The 18228-nt window shown below is 50.1% G+C and carries 21 protein-coding genes, 1 pseudogene and 1 riboswitch; of the genes and pseudogenes, 8 read left to right on the top strand and 14 right to left on the bottom strand.

Translation table 11 applies throughout. The annotated features are described in order from the left end of the window. Positions 1-1455: an aldehyde dehydrogenase family protein gene (locus EDM58_RS11405; RefSeq protein WP_122913454.1), complete on the bottom strand. Its 1455-nt coding sequence runs from the start codon at positions 1453-1455 to the stop codon at positions 1-3. Positions 1456-1625: 170 nt separating this feature from the next. After that, a riboswitch (PreQ1 riboswitch) is annotated at positions 1626-1663 on the top strand. A gap of 99 nt (positions 1664-1762) precedes the next feature. Between EDM58_RS11405 and queC the strand changes: the two genes are divergently transcribed. The 5 genes from queC to EDM58_RS11380 all read left to right on the top strand — a co-directional run bounded on the left by queC (position 1763) and on the right by EDM58_RS11380 (position 5781). Next, positions 1763-2431 carry a 7-cyano-7-deazaguanine synthase QueC gene (gene queC / locus EDM58_RS11400; protein ID WP_122913453.1) on the top strand — a complete coding sequence of 223 codons (669 nt, stop codon included), beginning with the start codon at positions 1763-1765 and terminating at the stop codon, positions 2429-2431. Further along, positions 2431-2919, top strand: coding sequence for a 6-carboxytetrahydropterin synthase QueD (queD, locus tag EDM58_RS11395; protein ID WP_122913452.1), 489 nt, complete (start codon positions 2431-2433; stop codon positions 2917-2919). Before queC ends, queD begins: the two co-directional genes overlap by 1 nt. Further along, the gene (queE, locus tag EDM58_RS11390; RefSeq protein WP_122913451.1) at positions 2916-3641 is read left to right on the top strand and encodes a 7-carboxy-7-deazaguanine synthase QueE; all 726 of its coding nucleotides are present in this window, start codon (positions 2916-2918) and stop codon (positions 3639-3641) included. Before queD ends, queE begins: the two co-directional genes overlap by 4 nt. A gap of 33 nt (positions 3642-3674) precedes the next feature. After that, a complete protein-coding gene (gene queF / locus EDM58_RS11385) occupies positions 3675-4172 on the top strand; it encodes a preQ(1) synthase (protein ID WP_122913450.1) in 498 nt (165 codons plus the stop codon). Positions 4173-4569: 397 nt separating this feature from the next. Next, positions 4570-5781 carry a hypothetical protein gene (locus EDM58_RS11380; protein ID WP_122913449.1) on the top strand — a complete coding sequence of 404 codons (1212 nt, stop codon included), beginning with the start codon at positions 4570-4572 and terminating at the stop codon, positions 5779-5781. Positions 5782-5940: 159 nt separating this feature from the next. On the opposite strand, the gene EDM58_RS11375 is transcribed toward EDM58_RS11380, so the two are convergent. Further along, a complete protein-coding gene (locus tag EDM58_RS11375) occupies positions 5941-6561 on the bottom strand; it encodes a formylglycine-generating enzyme family protein (protein ID WP_122913448.1) in 621 nt (206 codons plus the stop codon). A gap of 100 nt (positions 6562-6661) precedes the next feature. Continuing rightward, positions 6662-7327, bottom strand: a complete 666-nt coding sequence (locus EDM58_RS11370; protein WP_148039319.1) for a DUF4367 domain-containing protein — start codon at positions 7325-7327, stop codon at positions 6662-6664. Between the two features lie 523 nt (positions 7328-7850). Here EDM58_RS11370 and EDM58_RS11365 point away from each other — a divergent pair. Continuing rightward, on the top strand, positions 7851-8414 hold the full coding sequence (locus EDM58_RS11365; protein ID WP_183187489.1) for an RNA polymerase sigma factor: 564 nt from the start codon (positions 7851-7853) through the stop codon (positions 8412-8414). Then, positions 8401-10056 carry a DUF4179 domain-containing protein gene (locus tag EDM58_RS11360; protein ID WP_122913445.1) on the top strand — a complete coding sequence of 552 codons (1656 nt, stop codon included), beginning with the start codon at positions 8401-8403 and terminating at the stop codon, positions 10054-10056. Before EDM58_RS11365 ends, EDM58_RS11360 begins: the two co-directional genes overlap by 14 nt. A gap of 39 nt (positions 10057-10095) precedes the next feature. Here the strand turns inward: EDM58_RS11360 and EDM58_RS11355 are convergent, their stop codons facing one another. Genes EDM58_RS11355 through EDM58_RS11340 form a run of 5 tightly spaced genes read right to left on the bottom strand, consistent with a single transcriptional unit; the run spans position 10096 to position 11572 of the window. After that, positions 10096-10338, bottom strand: a complete 243-nt coding sequence (locus EDM58_RS11355; protein WP_122913444.1) for a hypothetical protein — start codon at positions 10336-10338, stop codon at positions 10096-10098. Beyond that, positions 10331-10516: a hypothetical protein gene (locus tag EDM58_RS11350; protein ID WP_122913443.1), complete on the bottom strand. Its 186-nt coding sequence runs from the start codon at positions 10514-10516 to the stop codon at positions 10331-10333. Before EDM58_RS11350 ends, EDM58_RS11355 begins: the two co-directional genes overlap by 8 nt. Beyond that, positions 10503-10631, bottom strand: a complete 129-nt coding sequence (locus tag EDM58_RS26375; protein WP_281275083.1) for a hypothetical protein — start codon at positions 10629-10631, stop codon at positions 10503-10505. The genes EDM58_RS11350 and EDM58_RS26375 overlap by 14 nt, the downstream gene beginning before the upstream one ends. 38 nt (positions 10632-10669) lie before the next feature. Further along, positions 10670-11137 (bottom strand): hypothetical protein, encoded by a 468-nt coding sequence (locus tag EDM58_RS11345; RefSeq protein WP_122913442.1) that lies wholly within the window; start codon positions 11135-11137, stop codon positions 10670-10672. Positions 11138-11170: 33 nt separating this feature from the next. Next, positions 11171-11572 carry a DUF5412 domain-containing protein gene (locus tag EDM58_RS11340; protein ID WP_246000682.1) on the bottom strand — a complete coding sequence of 134 codons (402 nt, stop codon included), beginning with the start codon at positions 11570-11572 and terminating at the stop codon, positions 11171-11173. 128 nt (positions 11573-11700) lie between these two features. Here EDM58_RS11340 and EDM58_RS25685 point away from each other — a divergent pair, with 128 nt between their 5' ends. Continuing rightward, positions 11701-11862: a hypothetical protein gene (locus EDM58_RS25685; RefSeq protein ID WP_183187488.1), complete on the top strand. Its 162-nt coding sequence runs from the start codon at positions 11701-11703 to the stop codon at positions 11860-11862. Positions 11863-11882: 20 nt separating this feature from the next. On the opposite strand, the gene EDM58_RS11335 is transcribed toward EDM58_RS25685, so the two are convergent. The 6 genes and pseudogenes from EDM58_RS11335 to EDM58_RS11315 form a co-directional block, all read right to left on the bottom strand. Further along, positions 11883-14135, bottom strand: a complete 2253-nt coding sequence (locus tag EDM58_RS11335) for a WG repeat-containing protein (protein ID WP_183187487.1) — start codon at positions 14133-14135, stop codon at positions 11883-11885. A gap of 68 nt (positions 14136-14203) precedes the next feature. Beyond that, positions 14204-14965: a GNAT family N-acetyltransferase gene (locus EDM58_RS11330; RefSeq protein WP_246000680.1), complete on the bottom strand. Its 762-nt coding sequence runs from the start codon at positions 14963-14965 to the stop codon at positions 14204-14206. A 1-nt stretch (position 14966) separates the two neighbouring features. After that, entirely contained in the window at positions 14967-15443 is a 477-nt protein-coding gene (locus EDM58_RS11325) for a DinB family protein (RefSeq protein WP_183187486.1), read from the bottom strand. 155 nt (positions 15444-15598) lie between these two features. After that, positions 15599-16204 (bottom strand): DUF418 domain-containing protein, encoded by a 606-nt coding sequence (locus tag EDM58_RS26190; RefSeq protein ID WP_246000678.1) that lies wholly within the window; start codon positions 16202-16204, stop codon positions 15599-15601. Between the two features lie 154 nt (positions 16205-16358). Next, positions 16359-16610, bottom strand: a pseudogene (locus EDM58_RS26185) (heparan-alpha-glucosaminide N-acetyltransferase domain-containing protein); the annotation flags it as partial. A 189-nt stretch (positions 16611-16799) separates the two neighbouring features. Then, the gene (locus EDM58_RS11315; protein ID WP_122913439.1) at positions 16800-18227 is read right to left on the bottom strand and encodes an amino acid permease; all 1428 of its coding nucleotides are present in this window, start codon (positions 18225-18227) and stop codon (positions 16800-16802) included. Position 18228: the final 1 nt, after the last annotated feature.

Here is an 18228-nt window from a genome sequence, read left to right as displayed (position 1 = left end):
TTAGAACGGATATTCTCTTGGCTTGGTCTGGACGGAGATCCACTTGACGGTCGTGAACTCATGCAACGCCCATTCCCCGCCGTAACGACCCAATCCAGAAGCCTTTTCGCCGCCAAACGCGACGATTGGCTCATCATTGACTCCCTGGTCGTTGACGTGGATCATGCCCGTCTCGATCTGTTGCGCTACCTCGACGCCATGTTCGATGGACCCTGCATGCACCGCTCCGCTCAAGCCGTATTCGCTGTCATTGGCCACCCGAATCGCCTCTTCCTCGCTGTCCACGGCGATGACACCGACCACTGGTCCGAAGATTTCCTCCTGGGCGATCGGCATATCGTTCGTTACATGAGAGAGAATCGTTGGCGCGAATACGTTGCCTTCCACCTTCCCTTGCAAGGCGAACTTCGCCCCTGCTGCGATGCTGTCATCGATCAATTTTTGAATCCGCACCACTTGCTTGTTGTTGATCAGCGGGCCGACCACGACATCTGCATTGCGCGGATCGCCGTAGCGCAGACGGGAAGCCCGCTCAACAAACGCCTGCAGGAATGCGTCGTACACAGGACGTTCGACGATGATCCGGTTTAGCGACATGCAGATTTGGCCGCTGTTGAGAAATTTGCCGAACGCAGCTGAACCCGCCGCTCTGTCGATGTCTGCATCCTTGAGGACGATCATCACATTGTTGCCGCCAAGCTCCAGCGCCACGCGCTTCAGGTGTTTTCCGCACAGCTCCCCGATGTGGCGGCCTACTGGCGTCGAGCCGGTAAAGGAGATGATGCGCGGGATCGGATGTTCCACGAAAGCATCTCCGATCTCGGAGCTTTTGCATACGGTCACATTGAGCAGTCCTTTGGGAATCCCGGCATCCTCGAAAAGTTTCCCTAAGAATAGCCCTCCCGAAATCATGGTTTGCAGATCCGGCTTCAAAACTACGCCATTTCCCGCTCCAAGTGCCGGAGCCAGCGAGCGCATGGTCAAGTGAAAGGGAAAGTTGAAAGGACTGATGATCCCGACGACACCTGCAGGCTTGTGGTAGATGCGGTTTTCTTTTCCCGGGATGACCGAAGGCATGATCTTGCCTTGCATGCGGATCGGAAAGGTAGCGGCTTCCTTGAGAATCCCCAATGCGGCATCAGCCTCGATATTGGCCTTCAACTGGGAGGCGCCGTTTTCCTCGACAAGAATGCGAACGATCTCCTCCCGCCTTTCTTTCAGAAGCTCCGCAGCCCGCTCCATGACGGCGGACCGCTGATAGGCATTTACCTGTTCCCATTCCTTCTGCGCTTCCTTGGCTGCCCTGTACGCTTCGTCGATGTCTTCTTGATTGGCGAGACGAATCTGCGTCAAAACGCTTTGATCGTACGGGTTTTCATCGGTCGCGACTGTCTCGCTTTTCCCCTCCCGCCACTGTCCAGCGATAAACTGCTTGTTCCATTTTTCAAATGCCATGTGCAAGAAACACCCCGTCTATTGAATGTAAATGCGTGCTGCAGCTGCAAACTTCATCTACATTATGGTGCTTATCGCCTTTTTTATCCGCCCCACACGCCCGCCGATTGTAGTATAATGACGAAGGGCAAGCAGACGCCTGCTCCACCACACGAAATCCATGCCTAGGCATGGGAGAGGTTCGCGAACTCCCTCTATAAAAAACTATTGTGGTAACAGTACTCGATCGGGGTATTGTTTTATTTTGTTTTTTATGAGCATGTTCAAGAACTCTCTTTCTTCCACTAACCAAAAGGAGATGGAGAGCATGAAAAAGGAAAAAGCCGTCGTTGTGTTCAGCGGGGGTCAGGACAGTACGACCTGCCTCTTTTGGGCCAAACAACAATTCGGCGAAGTAGAAACGATCACGTTCGACTACGGGCAGCGCCACAAGCTGGAGATCGAATGCGCCCAGCAGATTGCCCGGGAGCTCGGCGTGAGCAACACCGTATTGGACATGAGCCTGTTGAACCAGCTCGCGCCCAATGCCCTCACCCGCACCGACATCGCAATCACTCAGGAAGAAGGTCAGCTCCCGTCTACATTTGTCGACGGCCGCAACCTGCTGTTCCTCTCGTTTGCCGCTGTTTTTGCCAAGCAAAAAGGCGCGCGCCATATCGTGACTGGCGTATGCGAGACGGATTTCAGCGGCTATCCGGACTGCCGCGACGCGTTTATCAAATCGCTCGATGTGACGCTTAATCTGGCAATGGATTATCCATTCGTGATCCACACGCCGCTGATGTGGCTGAACAAGGCGCAGACGTGGAAGCTCGCTGACGACCTGGGTGCCTTCACCTATATCCGCGAAAAAACCCTTACCTGCTACAACGGCATCAAAGGAGACGGCTGTGGCGAATGCCCTGCCTGCCGCCTGCGAAAAGCCGGACTCGGCGCCTACCTTTCCGAAAAAACGGCACAAGGAGCCGATGCCTGATGAGCGCCTACTTCGACTTTAAAATCGTGGAGCGCATGCAGACATTGGGCACTGATATCGATCATTCACAGCTTCGCTACCACAACAAGCGCGTGATGGTCAGCAAGGAATTTACCTTCGATGCGGCACACCATCTGCACGCCTACGAGGGAAAATGCAAGAACCTGCACGGACACACGTACAAGGTCGTCTTCGGGATCAGCGGCTTTCCGGACGAAATCGGACTGGTCATCGACTTTGGCGACATCAAGGAAATCTGGAAGAAGCACATCGAAATCTATCTGGATCACCGCTATCTCAACGAAATGCTCCCCCCGATGAATACAACGGCGGAAAACATGGTCGTCTGGATCTTCGAGCAGATGGAGCAGCAATTGCAGTCCAGCACCTACCGCGACCGTTACAAAGGCGCGCGGGTGGAATTCGTCCGCCTGTATGAGACGCCGACCAGCTACGCCGAAGCAAGACGGGAGTGGATGGTCGAATGAGCCTGATTCCTATATTGGAAATATTTGGACCAACCATCCAGGGGGAAGGGATGGTCATCGGGCAAAAGACGATGTTCGTGCGCACCGCTGGCTGTGACTACCGCTGCTCCTGGTGCGATTCTGCTTTTACCTGGGATGGCACAGCGCGAGACGAGATCAGGCAGATGTCTCCTGAGGCAGTCTGGGAAGAGCTGTACCGTCTCGGAGCAGACCGCTTTTCCCATGTCACGATTTCCGGCGGCAATCCCGCGCTGATTGAAGGCATCGGATCGCTGATATCGCTATTGCAAGAAAAAGGAATTCGCACTGCTGTGGAGACGCAAGGCAGCAGATGGCAGGATTGGCTCGCACAGATCGACGATGTGACGATCTCTCCCAAACCGCCCAGCTCCGGGATGCAGACGGATTTGGACAAGCTGGATCAGATCGTCCATCGCCTTATCGATGGCGGTCATCAGGGTGTCAGTCTGAAGGTCGTTGTGTTTGATGACGAGGATTTTTCCTATGCGCGCATGATCCATCGACGCTACCCGCAAGTACCTTTTTTCCTGCAGCCGGGCAATGGCGATCTGACCGACGCCGATACCGAGCAGTTGCGTTCGAAGCTGTTGCAGTCCTTTGAATGGCTGATTGACCAGGCGATGGCTGCCCCTGACATGAACGATGCCAAGGTGTTGCCGCAGCTGCACGCCCTGGTCTGGGGCAATAAACGCGGGGTATAACGATAACGAAAGATGAAATGAGGTAGTAACGAAATGGCCAATCACGAAGAACGAGACTTGTCTTCACTCACGCTCCTGGGCAACCAGGGCACCACGTACAACTACACGTATGATCCAGATGTTTTGGAAACTTTTTACAACAAACATCCGTACCGCGATTACTTCGTTAAATTCAACTGCCCTGAATTCACCAGTCTCTGCCCGATTACCGGACAGCCTGACTTCGCTACCATCTACATCAGCTACGTTCCGGATATCAAAATGGTAGAGAGCAAATCGCTGAAGCTGTATCTGTTCAGCTTCCGCAATCACGGGGATTTCCACGAGGATTGCGTCAACATCATCATGAACGACCTGATCAAGCTGATGGAGCCGCGCTATATCGAGGTATGGGGCAAATTTACGCCGCGTGGCGGGATTTCCATCGATCCGTACTGCAACTACGGCAAGCCGGGTACGAAGTATGAGGAGATGGCGAATTACCGGATGATGAATCACGATTTGTATCCGGAGAAAGTGGATAATCGGTAAGGACTGGTATTGGCAATAAAGAAGAAACCCTTGATATTCAAGGGTTTTTCTTGTTCTTTTATTGTTTAGTTTAGGTCAAAAAAATTAAGTGTTGACGGTTTTCGTCAACCATCCGAGGGCGTGCGACGAAGGATACCCCAGCTCCTCTTCGCTGCGCTCGCCGATCCGACGCGCCGAAACTGACTAGCTGCCACAGAGGTCCGCGACAGTCGGGGAGGTTTTCGAGATTCGTTTTCCAAGGAGGATTTCATCATCATGTCCAGCGAATCAATAGTGATCGCATCTGCCGTTTATCCTTCCCTACAACATTTATTTACGCCATTTTCGATTGGTAAGTTAACACTTCCAAATCATAAAAACTAGCAGTATCATTCTAAAAAACTGTGAGGTGAGTGGTTTGATCACAAAATGGCTTCGGGATTACACTATGCTTGCTCTTAGAATTGATAAGGTCATTAAAACTCGCACGAAAGACTCCTTACTGGATTATTATGGGCCACCTGAGTGGGCAGAATTGGTTGAAAGAGAAACCGTACAATCAGGTGAACAGCTGATAAATGATGCACAGCATTTGATGAATTCTATCGATGACCAAGGATTTGAGCCACGAAGAGTAACCTTTTTAACAAAACAACTAAAAGCACTAGAGACTGTGTGTCGACGGCTGAATGATGAATTTTTTACGATGAGCGATGAAGTTTCCCTCCTTTTTGATATTGATGTCAATTGGCTTCCTGAAACAACTTTCGAACAGGCGTACACGATGTATGATGAAGCTTTGCCTGGTCACGGTAGTGTCGAGACTCGATTGAAGCATTGGAAAGAGCATTATCAATTGCCCACAAATAAGATTGGGCTATTGCCTGAGCTTGTTCAAATGGCTGTTATGGAGTCGCGTCAACGGATGCGTGCCTATATAGATTTGCCAGAAAATGAAAAGATTGAGGTACAAACTTTCACAGATCAACCTTTTCGGGCGTTGGCTCATTATCAGGGGAACTATCATTCACGCATTCTCATTAATACAAGCATCCCATTCAACTTGGCGGATCTTTTGTATGTGGTTTGCCATGAAGGTTACCCCGGCCACCTCGCTGAATATGTGTTAAAAGAAGAGTATCTGGTAAAGAAAAAAGGGTACTTTGAACAGAACGTAAGTTTTTTGCTTTCTCCCTCGTTTGTAATCAGCGAAGGTCTTGCACTTTTGGCGCATGAACTTGTTTTTCCTTCTGACGAGGCACAAAATTGGCTTTCAGAGCAGATCTTTCCACGGGTTGGGATTAAGCCCGACACAACGAATCTGCTAAAGGTGCAAAGAGCAAATGATCTGCTTATGGGTGTTAGGTGTAACGCAGCTTTTATGCTGCGTGAGGGAAAACCTGAGCATGAGATTATTTCTTATCTGATGAAATACGCTCTTCTCGATCACCAGCAAGCTCTATTTCAACTCCAATCATTGAAACGTCCTTTTTGCGAAGCGTATATTTTTACATACTTCTATGGTCGTCAACTTCTGCAAACATTGCTTAGCGGACCAAGAAAACATGCCATTCTGGGAAGATTGCTCACAGAACAAGTCACTCCCTCTGAACTATTACTCATCGAGTGATCTTTGGATAACGGCATATTGCTTTGCAGGATCGCCTGCTTAATCGCCAGTGAGGCAGGCACTCACTATTCGAAGAAGATGGATAATCCCTAGAAGACAGGAAAAACCGCAGTCTCATTCAATCAGACTGCGGTTTTTTTGCCTTGTTTTTTTGATTCCTCATAAAGACCTGGCAATCCGAAATCCAAGGTCATCGATATGAAAGGTAGGATGGCTACGGCGACGACAGGTAGCCCCGCATCCCCTTTCCTCTTCTGCCCAGCTCCCTCCCCGAAAAATCCGGTAGGATCCGTACACGTTCTCATCATATAAATCCCAGCACCACTCCCAAACATTTCCCAGCATATCATACAGCCCCCATGGATTCAGTTCCTTTTTTCCTACTTCATGGATTCGGCCTCCTGAATTTTCACTATACCAGGCAATTTTATCTAACTCTCCGTATCGATAGCCAGTCGTCCCGGCTTTACATGCATATTGCCACTCTGCTTCCGTAGGTAGCCGATAACCGTCTGATCCCCAATCGCAAAGAACGGTTTCCCCATCGGGACTAATCGTGTAACACTCTTTTAGTCCCGCTTGCTGTGAAAGCTTATTACAAAAAGTAATGGCATCAAGCCAAGAAACGTTCACTACCGGTTTTCGCTCTGCATTCAAAAAGGAAGACGTTTTGTTCGTAATTCCATTGTAGAGCTCCACAGTTACCGGGTACCGAGCCAGACGAAAAGGTTTCACTTCAACGTTCCATTCGCTTTTTATGCGATCATCTCGTAGTGTTATCTCTCATATCGACAATCTATTATCCTCCTGAGATATCAATTTTCCAAATTATACCTCATTTGGACCAATGGACTCAATCGTCATAAACCGAATCCTCTATTTACTTTGAATTCACTGATGCAGCGATTTTCTTGATTTCCTCCAGCGGCAGGTCACTTTGCATTGTGTAGATGATTCCCTCATCCGGCGACCAGACAAATCCGTTTCTCTCCTTGAGGTATGGTTTGTTTGCACTCGATCCAGGAGCTTGATACGTATAGGCGAAGCCATTGCCGAAGGGGATTTTTTTGACGTCCAGTACGCCTTCCATCTCTTCGTCGACATCACCTTGATGTACGTAGAGGAAAATATCCGGGATGTCGGGCCCAGTCTTTTTATTGACGATTGAAATCTGCTTCTTGCCCAGAAATTCCGTATAGGAAAAGATCCGCAGTTCCACACCTTCCGGCAAAACGGTCGGCAGCTTGAGAGAATAGCCCAAAAGGGTCGAAGCCAATTCCTTGGACGGGTGCAAGATTTTCGCCTGATCATTCAGCACTGTAGCTTTCTTCATCAGGCTGTACTCGCCTTTCCCCATCGATTCCGCTACCTTTTTCAGTTCTTCCTCTGGCAGGCTGCCGGACAGCTTATACACCGCTCCCCCCGCTTCCTCCCATATGAATTGGTTCGTATTCTCCGCCTTCCCGAAGTAAGCAACGCCTTTTTTGAACGCGGTCTGATTCAAGCCAACGGATTCCTCCACCAGTCCTCCTTTTTTTATGTCCATATGGAAAGGAACTCCGTCGAGGCCTAAAAAGGCAAGATGAACGCTTTGCTGTTTCGCATGGTAGACAATCCCTGCCAGCAAGTAATCTCCTTCCGGCAAATAGCCTGGCAGCAGGACAGGAAGGCCACTCCTTTTTGCAATCTCCTCTGGAGTTAAGTCGTAATAATAGTCGGCCTACTGCTGTACAATCGCAGGTGCTGCATCGACCGGAGCAGCAAGTGGAACTCCCCCCATCATCACTGCCAGTGCAAGCATGCCAATCATCGATGCTCTTTTCATAACCAACCACTTCCTCTTTGTTTTTTTGCCTTCACTTTTGACTACCGGGTTTCTGACGATTTCTTTCATCAAAAATGAAAATTTCCCCGTAAATCTGTAAAAAATTGTTCTTCCTATGATAGAACAAAGAGGACAACGCAATCATTTCCATTGGAATGGAAATTCTCTCCCCAATTCTGTAAGAAATGATTGGCACGCCCTGTAGTCCTAAATGAAAGGCATAAAAAACAAGGGAGGGACATCCATGCACGAGGACCAGGAATGGGTAAACCAGGTCTTGAACGGAAATAAACAAGCCTACGCCCATCTGATTCACAAATACAAGGACAGGATTTATGCGTTTCTCCTTCGCATGGTCCGTCATCCACAGGATGCACAAGACCTGACGCAGGAGTGTTTTATCAAGGCGTATCGCTACTTGCACAGCTATGATCCGCAGCGAAGCCTTCCATCGTGGCTGTACCGCATTGCGGTCAATCTGTATGTAGACGCGAAACCCGCCAGCCAAAGACAACAGAACCTGCTGGAAGTCGATGAGCTGATGCTGATGGACGATCACAGTCCGGAAACGATTTATCTTAAATATGAGGACCTGGAAGAATTGCGGTATCAAATCGAACGGCTCCCAGAGACGTATCGGATTGTACTCACGTTGCGGTATCTGGAGGATCTGACGTATCAAGAGATGAGCGAAATTCTGGATATTTCCATCCCGACCCTTCAGGTGCGTTTGCACCGGGCCAAACAAAAGCTTCGGGAGCTCTTTCAGCCTAAGAAGGAAGGAGGAACATTGCGTGAAATGTGCTGAGATAATGAGAAAAATGGACGCGTGTCTATTGGAGGAAATGGAATTCCGGGAGATTACCGAGATCGAGAAACACCTCTTGCATTGCCAGGATTGCCGTTCTTATAAAAACAGCTTGACCAAAGAAACCCAGTTGTTCAAGCAAGCCATCTCCGCTTCTCCCCTGCCAGACCAATTTGTCGATACCATCATGGGACAGCTGGAGGATGTTTCGATAGAGCCGAAGCAAGGCGTACCTTCATCGGATCTTGCTGCGAGCCAACCGCGGCCTGTACCGACTCGTTCCCGAAAAAATCTGCGCTGGAAGGCGATTACGGGTTACGCTTCCGCTATTTTGCTACTCTCAGGGGTAGCTGGCATGTATGTCTCTCCGACATTTGCCGCCTACGTATCCTCCTTCGTCAGTCGGGTCAGCGGGGATCTTGGATTAAAATTCGCGGCAGAAAACGGCTACAATACAGCAGTCAATCAAACGGTCAGCGATCAGGGATACACCTTGCGCGTGAAGGATATCGTCGCAGACTCGGCCCGACTGGTCATCACCTATACGCTGGAGGATGCAAGCGGCAACCCCTTGGACGATCAGTATCTCCACTATTTTGACGGCAGCAAGATCTATCTGGCTGACAAAGCAGGGAATGTCTTGTCCGAATTGCCGGAGGATCATGAATTGGGACCGGGCTATGGGGACATCACGTTTGTACTCGATGAATGGCCGAAAGACGAAGACATCGTCGTCCATTTTGATGTACACGAGATTGGAGTCCGCGACCCCAAACCGGTCAATTTCGCCTTGCAGATACCGGTAAATATCGCAGAAAGCAAAAAAGCAGCGACGACGATCCCTGTCCAATACGTCTTTACATCGCCTCAAGGCATCCGGTTCTCCTTTGATCAGGTCATGTATGCACCAAGTGCGACTCGGTTCGAGATTACGACATCCGTGACAGACGAAGCGTATGAACGGGAGAGACAGCTTGTCCGCGAAATGGAAGGCGATGATGCTGATTTTACTATGGATGACAGCTACCGCTTTTCGTATCGAATCGTCAATCAAACAGGCGAAGTGGTAGCAGCTTCTGAGCGTGGAGAGAAGAATAGCGGACGTACACTCTACTTTTCCCCTACCTATCCAAACGGGGAAAATGTAAAAACGGGAACCATTCAGTGGAAGACAGCCATCATCCCGGGAGAACCGTCAGAGACGCTGACCTTTATCCTGGATGAAATCGAGAAAGAAGAAAGAGCCGATTTTGCCATCTCGATCCGTCCTGACGCGTTACTTCAATCTCCGGTAACGAAAACCAATGAGGAGACGGGAGATACCTATACGATCAAGGGCCTGAAAAAGGGAATTTATCCCGGAACTAATGAAGAGATCTGGGTCATGACAATCGAGGGGAATCTGAAGATTTGGGATATGCCTTCGTGGATCTTGAGCGACGGAACGGGAAACCGCTATGAAGTGACTCCCGACTATACGACCATGACCGTCAGACATACCAAAGAGGGAGAGATTCTGAAACAAGACCTGTTTATCAAGGAAATGGCTACACCACCGGAGGAATTGTCCCTGAAGCTGAAAACCTACAAAAAGCGTTACACGAATATCGATTGGAAGGTTCCGATTCCACCCCAAAAATAATCCCGGCCACTGTGGGCATGGTCATCCATGCCCGCTTTTCTATCGAATCATTTTGTTCTCCCCTTGCTGATCATCGCCGGACGCTTGCTTTTTCGCTTTCAAGAAAAACATTTCACGCACAAAAGCCCCGACCGCCATCGATAAGGCAACGATGACGACAAGGTTCATGACCCACACAAAGGTATGAGGCGTCAGGATTGCCGTCGCACAACTGGACAGGACCATCAACCCCAGGAGGGTCGTGTACAGGATCAGCTGCTTGAACGTCGCCTGCTTACTCATCCCCTTCCCCCTTGGCGGACAGCTTTTTCAAAATCTTCTTCAAGGTCTCGTTGATTGTCAACAAAGCCATCAGGATGAAGCCAAGCATGATAAAGGTAATAATCTCTCCCGTAAAGAAAGATACAACCGCCAGAATTACGGCATAAAGAATATGCAAGCCGTTTTTAAAGAACTCCAAGTAAAGCACACTCCTTTTTGCTACGATATTGAACAATTGATGCCATAACATGAGCCGATTCATCAGGAAGACCATCCGATAAGTAGGCAATTACGACAATGATGAGCCAGCCCATTCTTATTTCCTCCTTCACATTCTGACAGGTTTATGCGATTATCTCAAATGGATGCAGAGATTTTCGGTGGCGAGCCTTTGCAGGTCGCGACCGTCGATTTGACCTCGCTCCAATTGCTTGTGAGCAATTTCTTGAATACCATCTCCAAACCAGATCGACCACAATTCTACTGGCTGGCCGTCCGGTATCTTGGTCTTGGCGTACTCCATAAACTGATTCGTCCATCTCTCATCAAAGTTTCCTTCCAGCCAATAGATATAGGGCAATTGGATGTAGAAGTCCAGATCATAAGGTGGATTCTCGCATCGACCGATCTGTAAGCCCCCTAGATCGGATTCCTTTTCTGCATACAAAACCTCTGCTTCATCGTCCAGCTCCTCCCAGGGGATCGGTCCTTTTGGTTGGGGATTCATTGTTTTGATGTCCTTTGCCTTCAGCTTGATGAATCCGCTCAGGTCGATCTCCGCTAGAGGATCGGAAGACGCAATAAAAGTATAGCGACTCATACATTGCCCCTTTCGATCATGACTTGTACAGTATTAATTCCTTCGATAATCATAGCTTTCATCCGGTACATCCAGTTCCCGTCCATTAATCACGACCGTATCATGATCCAGCCATTCAACCTTCGCCTCATGCTCCCGGTATTGAAAATAGATGTTCCTGGATTTCCCGCTCTGATTGTCAATCAACTCGCCCAAGGTGGAGAATGAAGTCGTCGCACCTGCATCGGAGAGATATACCCTGACCGTGTATCGTCCGTCTGGTGACTGGTTTTCCGTAAGCAGATCGCCTTTGGGAATCCGCTCCATATCGAAAAACGCCCAATAGATGCCATAGGCGAAAAAAGCAAGGACAGCGCCTCCCGCGATGGCGAGAGTGCGCAGCGCCTTGCTTTTGGTAGCTCGTATCTCCTGATCTGGGAAACTGTCCATATCCATCTCCTGGCCACCTGCTTTTCTTTCCCCTTTTAAGGGAAATCTCTGCGCGAATGGGGCATATTCCCAAGCGTTTATATGGTACCATGGAAAAGCCTACTAAACTCATTCTCGACGCGAGGTGACTTTCCATGAGTCAATTTGAAGCCGGCACTTTTATTGCTTATTTGGCGTTTTCGATCTTTTTTCTCGTCGCCTACAAGCTGCAGCAAATCTCTTTGTTCGCATTAATCATGCTGCTCGTGGCTACAGCCGTCGGAATCGGCATTTTCTATCTTCTGATCATGCAGTAATGGTACGCCTAGCAGCTGAGCTATTTGGTGACCCGATTGGTTTTGAACAGCTCTTTTCCCTGTCCATCCAGATAGCCGAAATGCTGTTTGGTGGTGAAGACAAACGGCGGAGATGCGACTTCCTCGCTTCTGACCTGCAAAAAGACGTGATCGGTAGCCCGAATGGATTCATATATGAGTGGAGTCATCGGGCTCAACTCGATCGAAAGCAGGCCGTACAGCCCGCTCTTCTGATCCTGCATGAGGATCGCGCGAGTTTTTTCTCCGTAGTTTCCGACCACCTGCATGGAGCGGTAGTTGCCATTCGTCTTGCGTTGCAAGCTTGACGAATAAGCATCCCATCCGCCCTCGCTCTCAACCAGTACGCCTTCAAGGTAAGGGAATGTCTGGATGCTGACAGCCCCCTCCAGTTTGTTCATCCCCTGTTCTTTGGTGTCCACCCACAAGTCCAGTTTTCCATCTGCACTCGTCAGAATCAGGAGTGTTTTGTCTTTCATCATCCGTACTTGAATATCCCGGTACACAAAAGGAGTAACAGCCGCTAGCTGATCACCTTCCACTTTCACCAATGCCCACCCGCTCTGAGTTGCTGTTTTGCCGATGGTGTACACCGCATTGTTCATCTTGGCCAGTACAACAGGCATTCCTTCCTGTGAATCCTCCTGGACACGCACCTTGATCTCATTGGTGATCAGCTTTCCTTCTGCTGTGTACAGATCTGCCTCGTTTTTGTCTGCATCCAGTCCTACTACCAGGCGGGTTGCATTGTCATAATAAAGAGCGCGGCTGTACGCCTTGCCAATCTGCTTATCCGTCTTCCGGTCGATCAAGACCATTTTCTTGTCAGTCGTGCCCGATGTACGAAGATAAGCGGTCAAGTCGTGCTGAAACTCCTTGCCCGGATCGGCAGCATTTCCGTCATAACCGTAGTAGAGCGTTGTTCCATCAGGTTCGCTCACTTTTACTTTTCCGTCCTGCTGTTCGTAGTGAATCACCCGATTTTCCTGCGGCGGCAAAAGCAGGCCCTTCTTCTCGGAATACAGCCCGATCTTCTTTCCATCCTGTATGCTGATCATGCTGTAGCTGCCGCCAATCGTCGTCAACGTGTCAAACCAGAATTGCGGTTCTTCCATCGGCAGCTCGTAGCCGGGCAAGAGGCCTTTCTTCCCGTCTTGACGGACGAGCAGGCGAGCCGCAGGAGGCCCTTCCACCCGTGGATATTGGAACGGTATGACGACTTCTCCGCCAATCTTTACGACACCGTACAGGCCCGTTTTAAGGTCTTGCCCCAGAATATGGTCTCCGTGAACGATCTCCGCGCCCGGCTTGAAGGAGTAAGACCAAGCTTTGTCTGCAGTATGGTACGTGACAGTCTGTCCGTCTTTGGTGCTGTACACTTCTTTGATGCTGGATTCAATTCCTACATCGGCAAAACGCGGTTCAGCCAGCATTTTGCCGTTTCGCCACAGCCCGATGCCATTCTCGCTTTCTACCCGTACATACCCGTGGTTCCAGAAGGCAAGCTTTTTGTATTTCGGTTCCAGCACGTAGTTGCCGTTGATATCTGCCAGTCCCTCTTTGCCAGCTACCCGCACGCGGATGTAGGCGGACTTCGCTCCATCCTGCGGAAGATACTCCGCTTTTTTCAGCGAAAATTTGGGCTGCATCGTGACGGGATCGTACAGAGTGAGCTGGTCAGCCGTACTGGCGATGGCGTAGCGCATCCGCTTTTCTTCTCCGGCATCATCCGCTTCCCCGTACAGATCGACGAAGGAAATCTTGCCTGCAAACAGCGGCAGCAATACATTGCCGGATGGAGCCAGCATCATTGTCTGCTCGCCGCCCATCACTACCACCTCGGGGTATGCATCCGATAAATAGTAGGTGTGGGCTCCGACGAATTTTTTCTGGGAGAGCTGCTGTGTGGCCAGGTCCAGATATTGGAACCATCCGCCTTTTTGCACGATGGCGATGTTTCCGTCCATTTTTATCTCAACAGAGTCCCATGTAGCAGGAGTAATCGTTTTTCCTGTCCTGGCATCCAGGATCCCCTTTTTTCCTGCTGCCGTGACGATCACATAACGCGGGTATTGCTCGATGCTATCATAAATCGGTGGAATGACTACCTTTTCTCCATTGGTAAAACCGATTTTTTCGTTGTCCATGACATATGGCTGGATCGTGGGAAATGCCGCCGCATGTACGGGAATAGCCGCTGCCTGTACGAACAGCAGGGCTGCCACACCGATCCTGGTGATGCTTCTTTTCATCATCCTGTGCCTCCATCTCGTTGAATCTGCCATACTTTTCAGACGCTACGAGGAGGAAAAGGTTTCATCTATCATGTTTCTTTGATGCGATACCAATACGGATACGCTTCCCGATACCCGAGCTTTTCATAAAGGCGTCGGGCCGACAAATTATCCGCTATGACCTGCAAATAGGAGGCCTTCGCACCGTTCTTCGCTCCCCAATGCAGAAGATTCAGGACGAGCTGTTCGCCAAATCCCTGCCTGCGAAACCGCGAATCCGTCACGATATCGTAGAGGCCGAGGTATCCCCGATCCAGAACGCCCAATCCGCAGGCGACTGCTGCATCCTCATGGAAGAGCGTCATATAACAGGCAGGCGGGCTGATCTTGCGCAATGTCTCGGACATCGTGCGTTTTTCGTTTTCACTTTTGGCAGATAATCGGCAAAAATCATCCAGCCACTCATCTGTGCACTCTCTGTAGACACGTACAGGATGGACGGTAGGAGCATTGATGCTATCAAGTGAAACCGTTTGGACGCTGGTATGTCCAGAGGTTAGGTATCCTTTTTCTTCCAATACCCGATCCAATTCTGCTGGTTGTGCAGCCGGTGTCAGCTTGAAAATCGTCGGAAGCCCTTTTTTTGTATAGAACGTTTCGCATGCCAGGATCTTCTCCTCCAGCTCACGCTCGGAGGGATAGAGCGGATAGACAGAATTCGCCCGCTTGGTATAGCCTTCCGCAAATCGCAACACCCATCCGTCATCGGCCAGCGACTCCAATGCCGGCCAAGCGTTCATGGACAGTTCCTCCAGTTCTGCAATCACGGACATCATCTCCGCTTCTCTCACGCTACAACCCCTGCTGCTTCCGGATCGTAACCATTTGCCCCAAGTGATACGTATTGTGGGTCGTGAGGCAGGATAGGGCTTCCCACCAAGTGCTGGACGGATCAAAGGACAATGGTTCATCCATTTTGGCGTCGTCACATCCGTTCAGCTCGTCCTTCCAGGCATTCATCACCGAGTCAAAGCGTTCGATTAGCGATCTCCACGCTTCTTCCTCTTCTCCCTCGGCTGTCATTACGGAAAAAGTAGCCTCATTCGACTCCAGATATTCAACCGATTCCTGTCGATAGCGGTGCAGCCATCTTTCATTCCAGAACGTCAGGTGGGCTAGCAACTCCCAGATGGAATGCTGCCCTTCGCCTTTCCATTTCGCTTGTTCCGGCGTGAGTCCTTGTACTACCTCAAGCACAGGTGGATACCACCCCTTTTCCTTATGAAACAAGGCTATCTGCTCGCTAAAAATTCGGCTCTTTTTACTCATCCACCACATGTCCCCTAACGTAGGCTTTATATGCCATTATAACCCAGATTGGAAGCAACTGCTGAAATGATTCCTCTCCCCAAAAAAGCCCCATGCCTGGCAGAACAGCGGCTGTGCGACGCTTTCCACAGGATGGGGCTCATCTTATTCCGGCTCTAGCCAACTTGCTGCTGTCTCTTCAGGGGAATTATCCGACGATAGGTGAACAATCGCCATACCCACTCCAGCGGCCCTATCGTGAAGCGGGAAAGCCACAACTTGCTGAACAGCATGAGGACAGTGTGGATGCCTACACTCATGAGTGCGGCAGACAGCATGTCGATATTGCCTTTTACGCCAAATCCATAGCCAACCAGCAAGACGAGCACGGTCTGAGAGATGTAATTGGTCAGAGCCATCCGACCGTAGTATTTCAACGGCGCAAGTACCTTTTGAGCCGTGCGGTTCTGAAGCAATCGAATCAGTGTTGTCACGTACCAGGCAGACATCAGAAGGCCGACGATGGTCGCGGCAATGGTGTAATGCCAGATTTGATTGAGTTGCGCTTCTGTCATTTCGCTATCCACCATTACCATATAACTGAATGGTACGTTCTGCGGAATCAACTGGTATTGCACAATCAAACCAATCACAGTAAGCACCATCGCGACTCGTTGCATCAAGATGATCGACGGCATGTGCTTGGAGATATGCTGAAACATACCGTACTGCCCAACAGCCAAACCGAGCAGGAACAATGGCAGGATCAGCAATGCCTTCATACCCCTTTTTGTTCACCCGATAAAACGGGATCAGGATAAACCCGACGATCGCATACGGAAGAAGCGCCTCGCCGGGATGGAATTGGCTGTGAATGAAACCAAAGATCAACAGAGCCAGCAGGCGGCAGATGAACAGGACGAGACTGTTCTCTCCCTTTTCCTTGGCTCGGCTGTAAAAGATGGTAAACCCTACACCAAAAAGAAAAGCGAAGATGACCATAAAACGCGACTCTACTCCGAGCTGAAGGATCACATTGATAGCCGCATGGATGCTTCCCTGCTGCGGATCTGCCACGGACAACAACGGCAAAATGTTAACGAATAAAATCCCGATCAACGCAAAACCGCGCAGATAGTCCAATATATCAATACGTTTGTTCGTGAGTGCTTTTTCTATGATGATCACTTCCTCATTCCCGTTATTGTGGCCGCTTATCCATCACACCGCATTATCCTAACAGGAATACAGGCTATTATTGTATCGAAATTCATTACACGGTCCTTACACTTTTGTAATGTAAACGGCGCACAAAAAATGACGCCCCGAGAACGAGGCGTCTAAAAGATGTTAGAAGTTTTCTTGCACCATGTACTACTACAGCACCTGGTCGTGCTTGCTTTCCTCCGCTAGCCCTGACCTCTTGGAAGCAGACTTGCTCCAGATCCAGTAGGCTACGGTAATGAAGATCATCCACGGGACCCCGACAATCAGCGTCATCTGGAATGCGTCCGTGAACCAGGTAGTAATGATAATCGCCAGCATCAGTCCGGCTCCGAGCAAGGTCAGATACGGATACCCGATCATGCGGACGGGGAGTTTGCGGCCGCCGGAAGCTTCCCATTTTTTGCGGAAGAACAGATGCGTGACAAAGATCATGAACCAGGTAAACATCGCGCCAAACAAGGAGATGCCCATCATCAGCATGAATGACTGATCCGGTGCAACCGCTTCCAAAACCGCGGCCAACGCAATCCCGATTGTGGACAGCCACAGGGCAGAAGTCGGCACTCCCTTTTTGCTCAGCGCGCCAAAGCGCTTCGGTGCATAACCAGCCCGCGACAGGGAGAACATCATCCGGGTCGTAATGTACAATTGGCTGTTCATCGCGGAAAGCGCCGCGATGAGTACGACGAAGTTCATGATGCCGCCCGCGCCGGGAATCGACAAGAGCTCCATGACTTTTACGAACGGGCTCTTATCCACGCCCGCCGATTTCCAGGGAACAATCGCCAGCATGAGGGAGAGCGTCAAAAGATAGAACACGATCAGTCGGACGACCGTCGAGCGAAGCGCCCGGGGAACAGCCTTCTCCGGCTCCTGTGCCTCCCCTGCTGTCACCGCAATCATTTCAATGCTCAGATAGCTGAACAAGGCGACGATCACCGCAACCCACATCCCCCACCATCCATTCGGCAGGAAACCGCCTTGCTCGGTATAATTGTGAAACCCGATTTCAGGCTGGCTGCTGGTCCCGAATACTACGTACGCTCCTAATAAGATAAAAGAAACAATGGCAACAATCTTCACCATGGAGAACCAGTATTCGACGGAACCAAACATTTTGACGCTGGTTGCATTCACATAAATAAGGACGGCAGAAAACAAAACGATCCACAACCAACCGGGGGCGTCAGGGAACCAGTACTTCATGTAGACGGCTACAGCCGAGATTTCGGTCCCGACGGCTGCGACAATGCATGCCCAGTAGGAATACCGTACGGCAAACCCTGCCCACGGGTTGATGTAGTGTTCGGCAAAGGCGCCGAACGAACCAGAGGTGGGGTGCGCAACGGTCATCTCTGCGAGACAACCCATTAGCAGAAAAGCAATGACAGCACCTATCGCGTAGCTGATGAGGACACTCGGCCCCGCAAACCCGATTGCGAAGCCGCTTCCCAAAAAGAGTCCTGTTCCAATCGCGCCACCGATCGCAATCATGGTGAGCTGCCCGGTGGTCAACCCACGGTGCAGCCCTTTTTCACGATCGATAATCTTTTGAAACTGATTCGCATCTCCAGCCATA

This window comes from Brevibacillus panacihumi (assembly GCF_003710985.1).
GTDB classification, from domain to species: domain Bacteria; phylum Bacillota; class Bacilli; order Brevibacillales; family Brevibacillaceae; genus Brevibacillus; species Brevibacillus panacihumi.
Note: the sequence above shows the minus strand (reverse complement) of the source record. Positions and strands in the feature narration are given on the sequence as shown.

What these genes read in the sequence shown, in the direction of transcription:
- EDM58_RS11405 (WP_122913454.1), bottom strand. Translation starts at nt 1,455, where the DNA reads ATGGCATTTGAAAAATGGAACAAGCAGTTTATCGCTGGACAGTGGCGG.
- queC (WP_122913453.1), top strand. Translation starts at nt 1,763, where the DNA reads ATGAAAAAGGAAAAAGCCGTCGTTGTGTTCAGCGGGGGTCAGGACAGT.
- queD (WP_122913452.1), top strand. Translation starts at nt 2,431, where the DNA reads ATGAGCGCCTACTTCGACTTTAAAATCGTGGAGCGCATGCAGACATTG.
- queE (WP_122913451.1), top strand. Translation starts at nt 2,916, where the DNA reads ATGAGCCTGATTCCTATATTGGAAATATTTGGACCAACCATCCAGGGG.
- queF (WP_122913450.1), top strand. Translation starts at nt 3,675, where the DNA reads ATGGCCAATCACGAAGAACGAGACTTGTCTTCACTCACGCTCCTGGGC.
- EDM58_RS11370 (WP_148039319.1), bottom strand. Translation starts at nt 7,327, where the DNA reads ATGGACATAAAAAAAGGAGGACTGGTGGAGGAATCCGTTGGCTTGAAT.
- EDM58_RS11365 (WP_183187489.1), top strand. Translation starts at nt 7,851, where the DNA reads ATGCACGAGGACCAGGAATGGGTAAACCAGGTCTTGAACGGAAATAAA.
- EDM58_RS11355 (WP_122913444.1), bottom strand. Translation starts at nt 10,338, where the DNA reads ATGAGTAAGCAGGCGACGTTCAAGCAGCTGATCCTGTACACGACCCTC.
- EDM58_RS26375 (WP_281275083.1), bottom strand. Translation starts at nt 10,631, where the DNA reads ATGGGCTGGCTCATCATTGTCGTAATTGCCTACTTATCGGATGGTCTT.
- EDM58_RS11345 (WP_122913442.1), bottom strand. Translation starts at nt 11,137, where the DNA reads ATGAGTCGCTATACTTTTATTGCGTCTTCCGATCCTCTAGCGGAGATC.
- EDM58_RS11340 (WP_246000682.1), bottom strand. Translation starts at nt 11,572, where the DNA reads ATGGATATGGACAGTTTCCCAGATCAGGAGATACGAGCTACCAAAAGC.
- EDM58_RS25685 (WP_183187488.1), top strand. Translation starts at nt 11,701, where the DNA reads ATGAGTCAATTTGAAGCCGGCACTTTTATTGCTTATTTGGCGTTTTCG.
- EDM58_RS11335 (WP_183187487.1), bottom strand. Translation starts at nt 14,135, where the DNA reads ATGATGAAAAGAAGCATCACCAGGATCGGTGTGGCAGCCCTGCTGTTC.
- EDM58_RS11325 (WP_183187486.1), bottom strand. Translation starts at nt 15,443, where the DNA reads ATGAGTAAAAAGAGCCGAATTTTTAGCGAGCAGATAGCCTTGTTTCAT.
- EDM58_RS26190 (WP_246000678.1), bottom strand. Translation starts at nt 16,204, where the DNA reads ATGAAGGCATTGCTGATCCTGCCATTGTTCCTGCTCGGTTTGGCTGTT.
- EDM58_RS11315 (WP_122913439.1), bottom strand. Translation starts at nt 18,227, where the DNA reads ATGGCTGGAGATGCGAATCAGTTTCAAAAGATTATCGATCGTGAAAAA.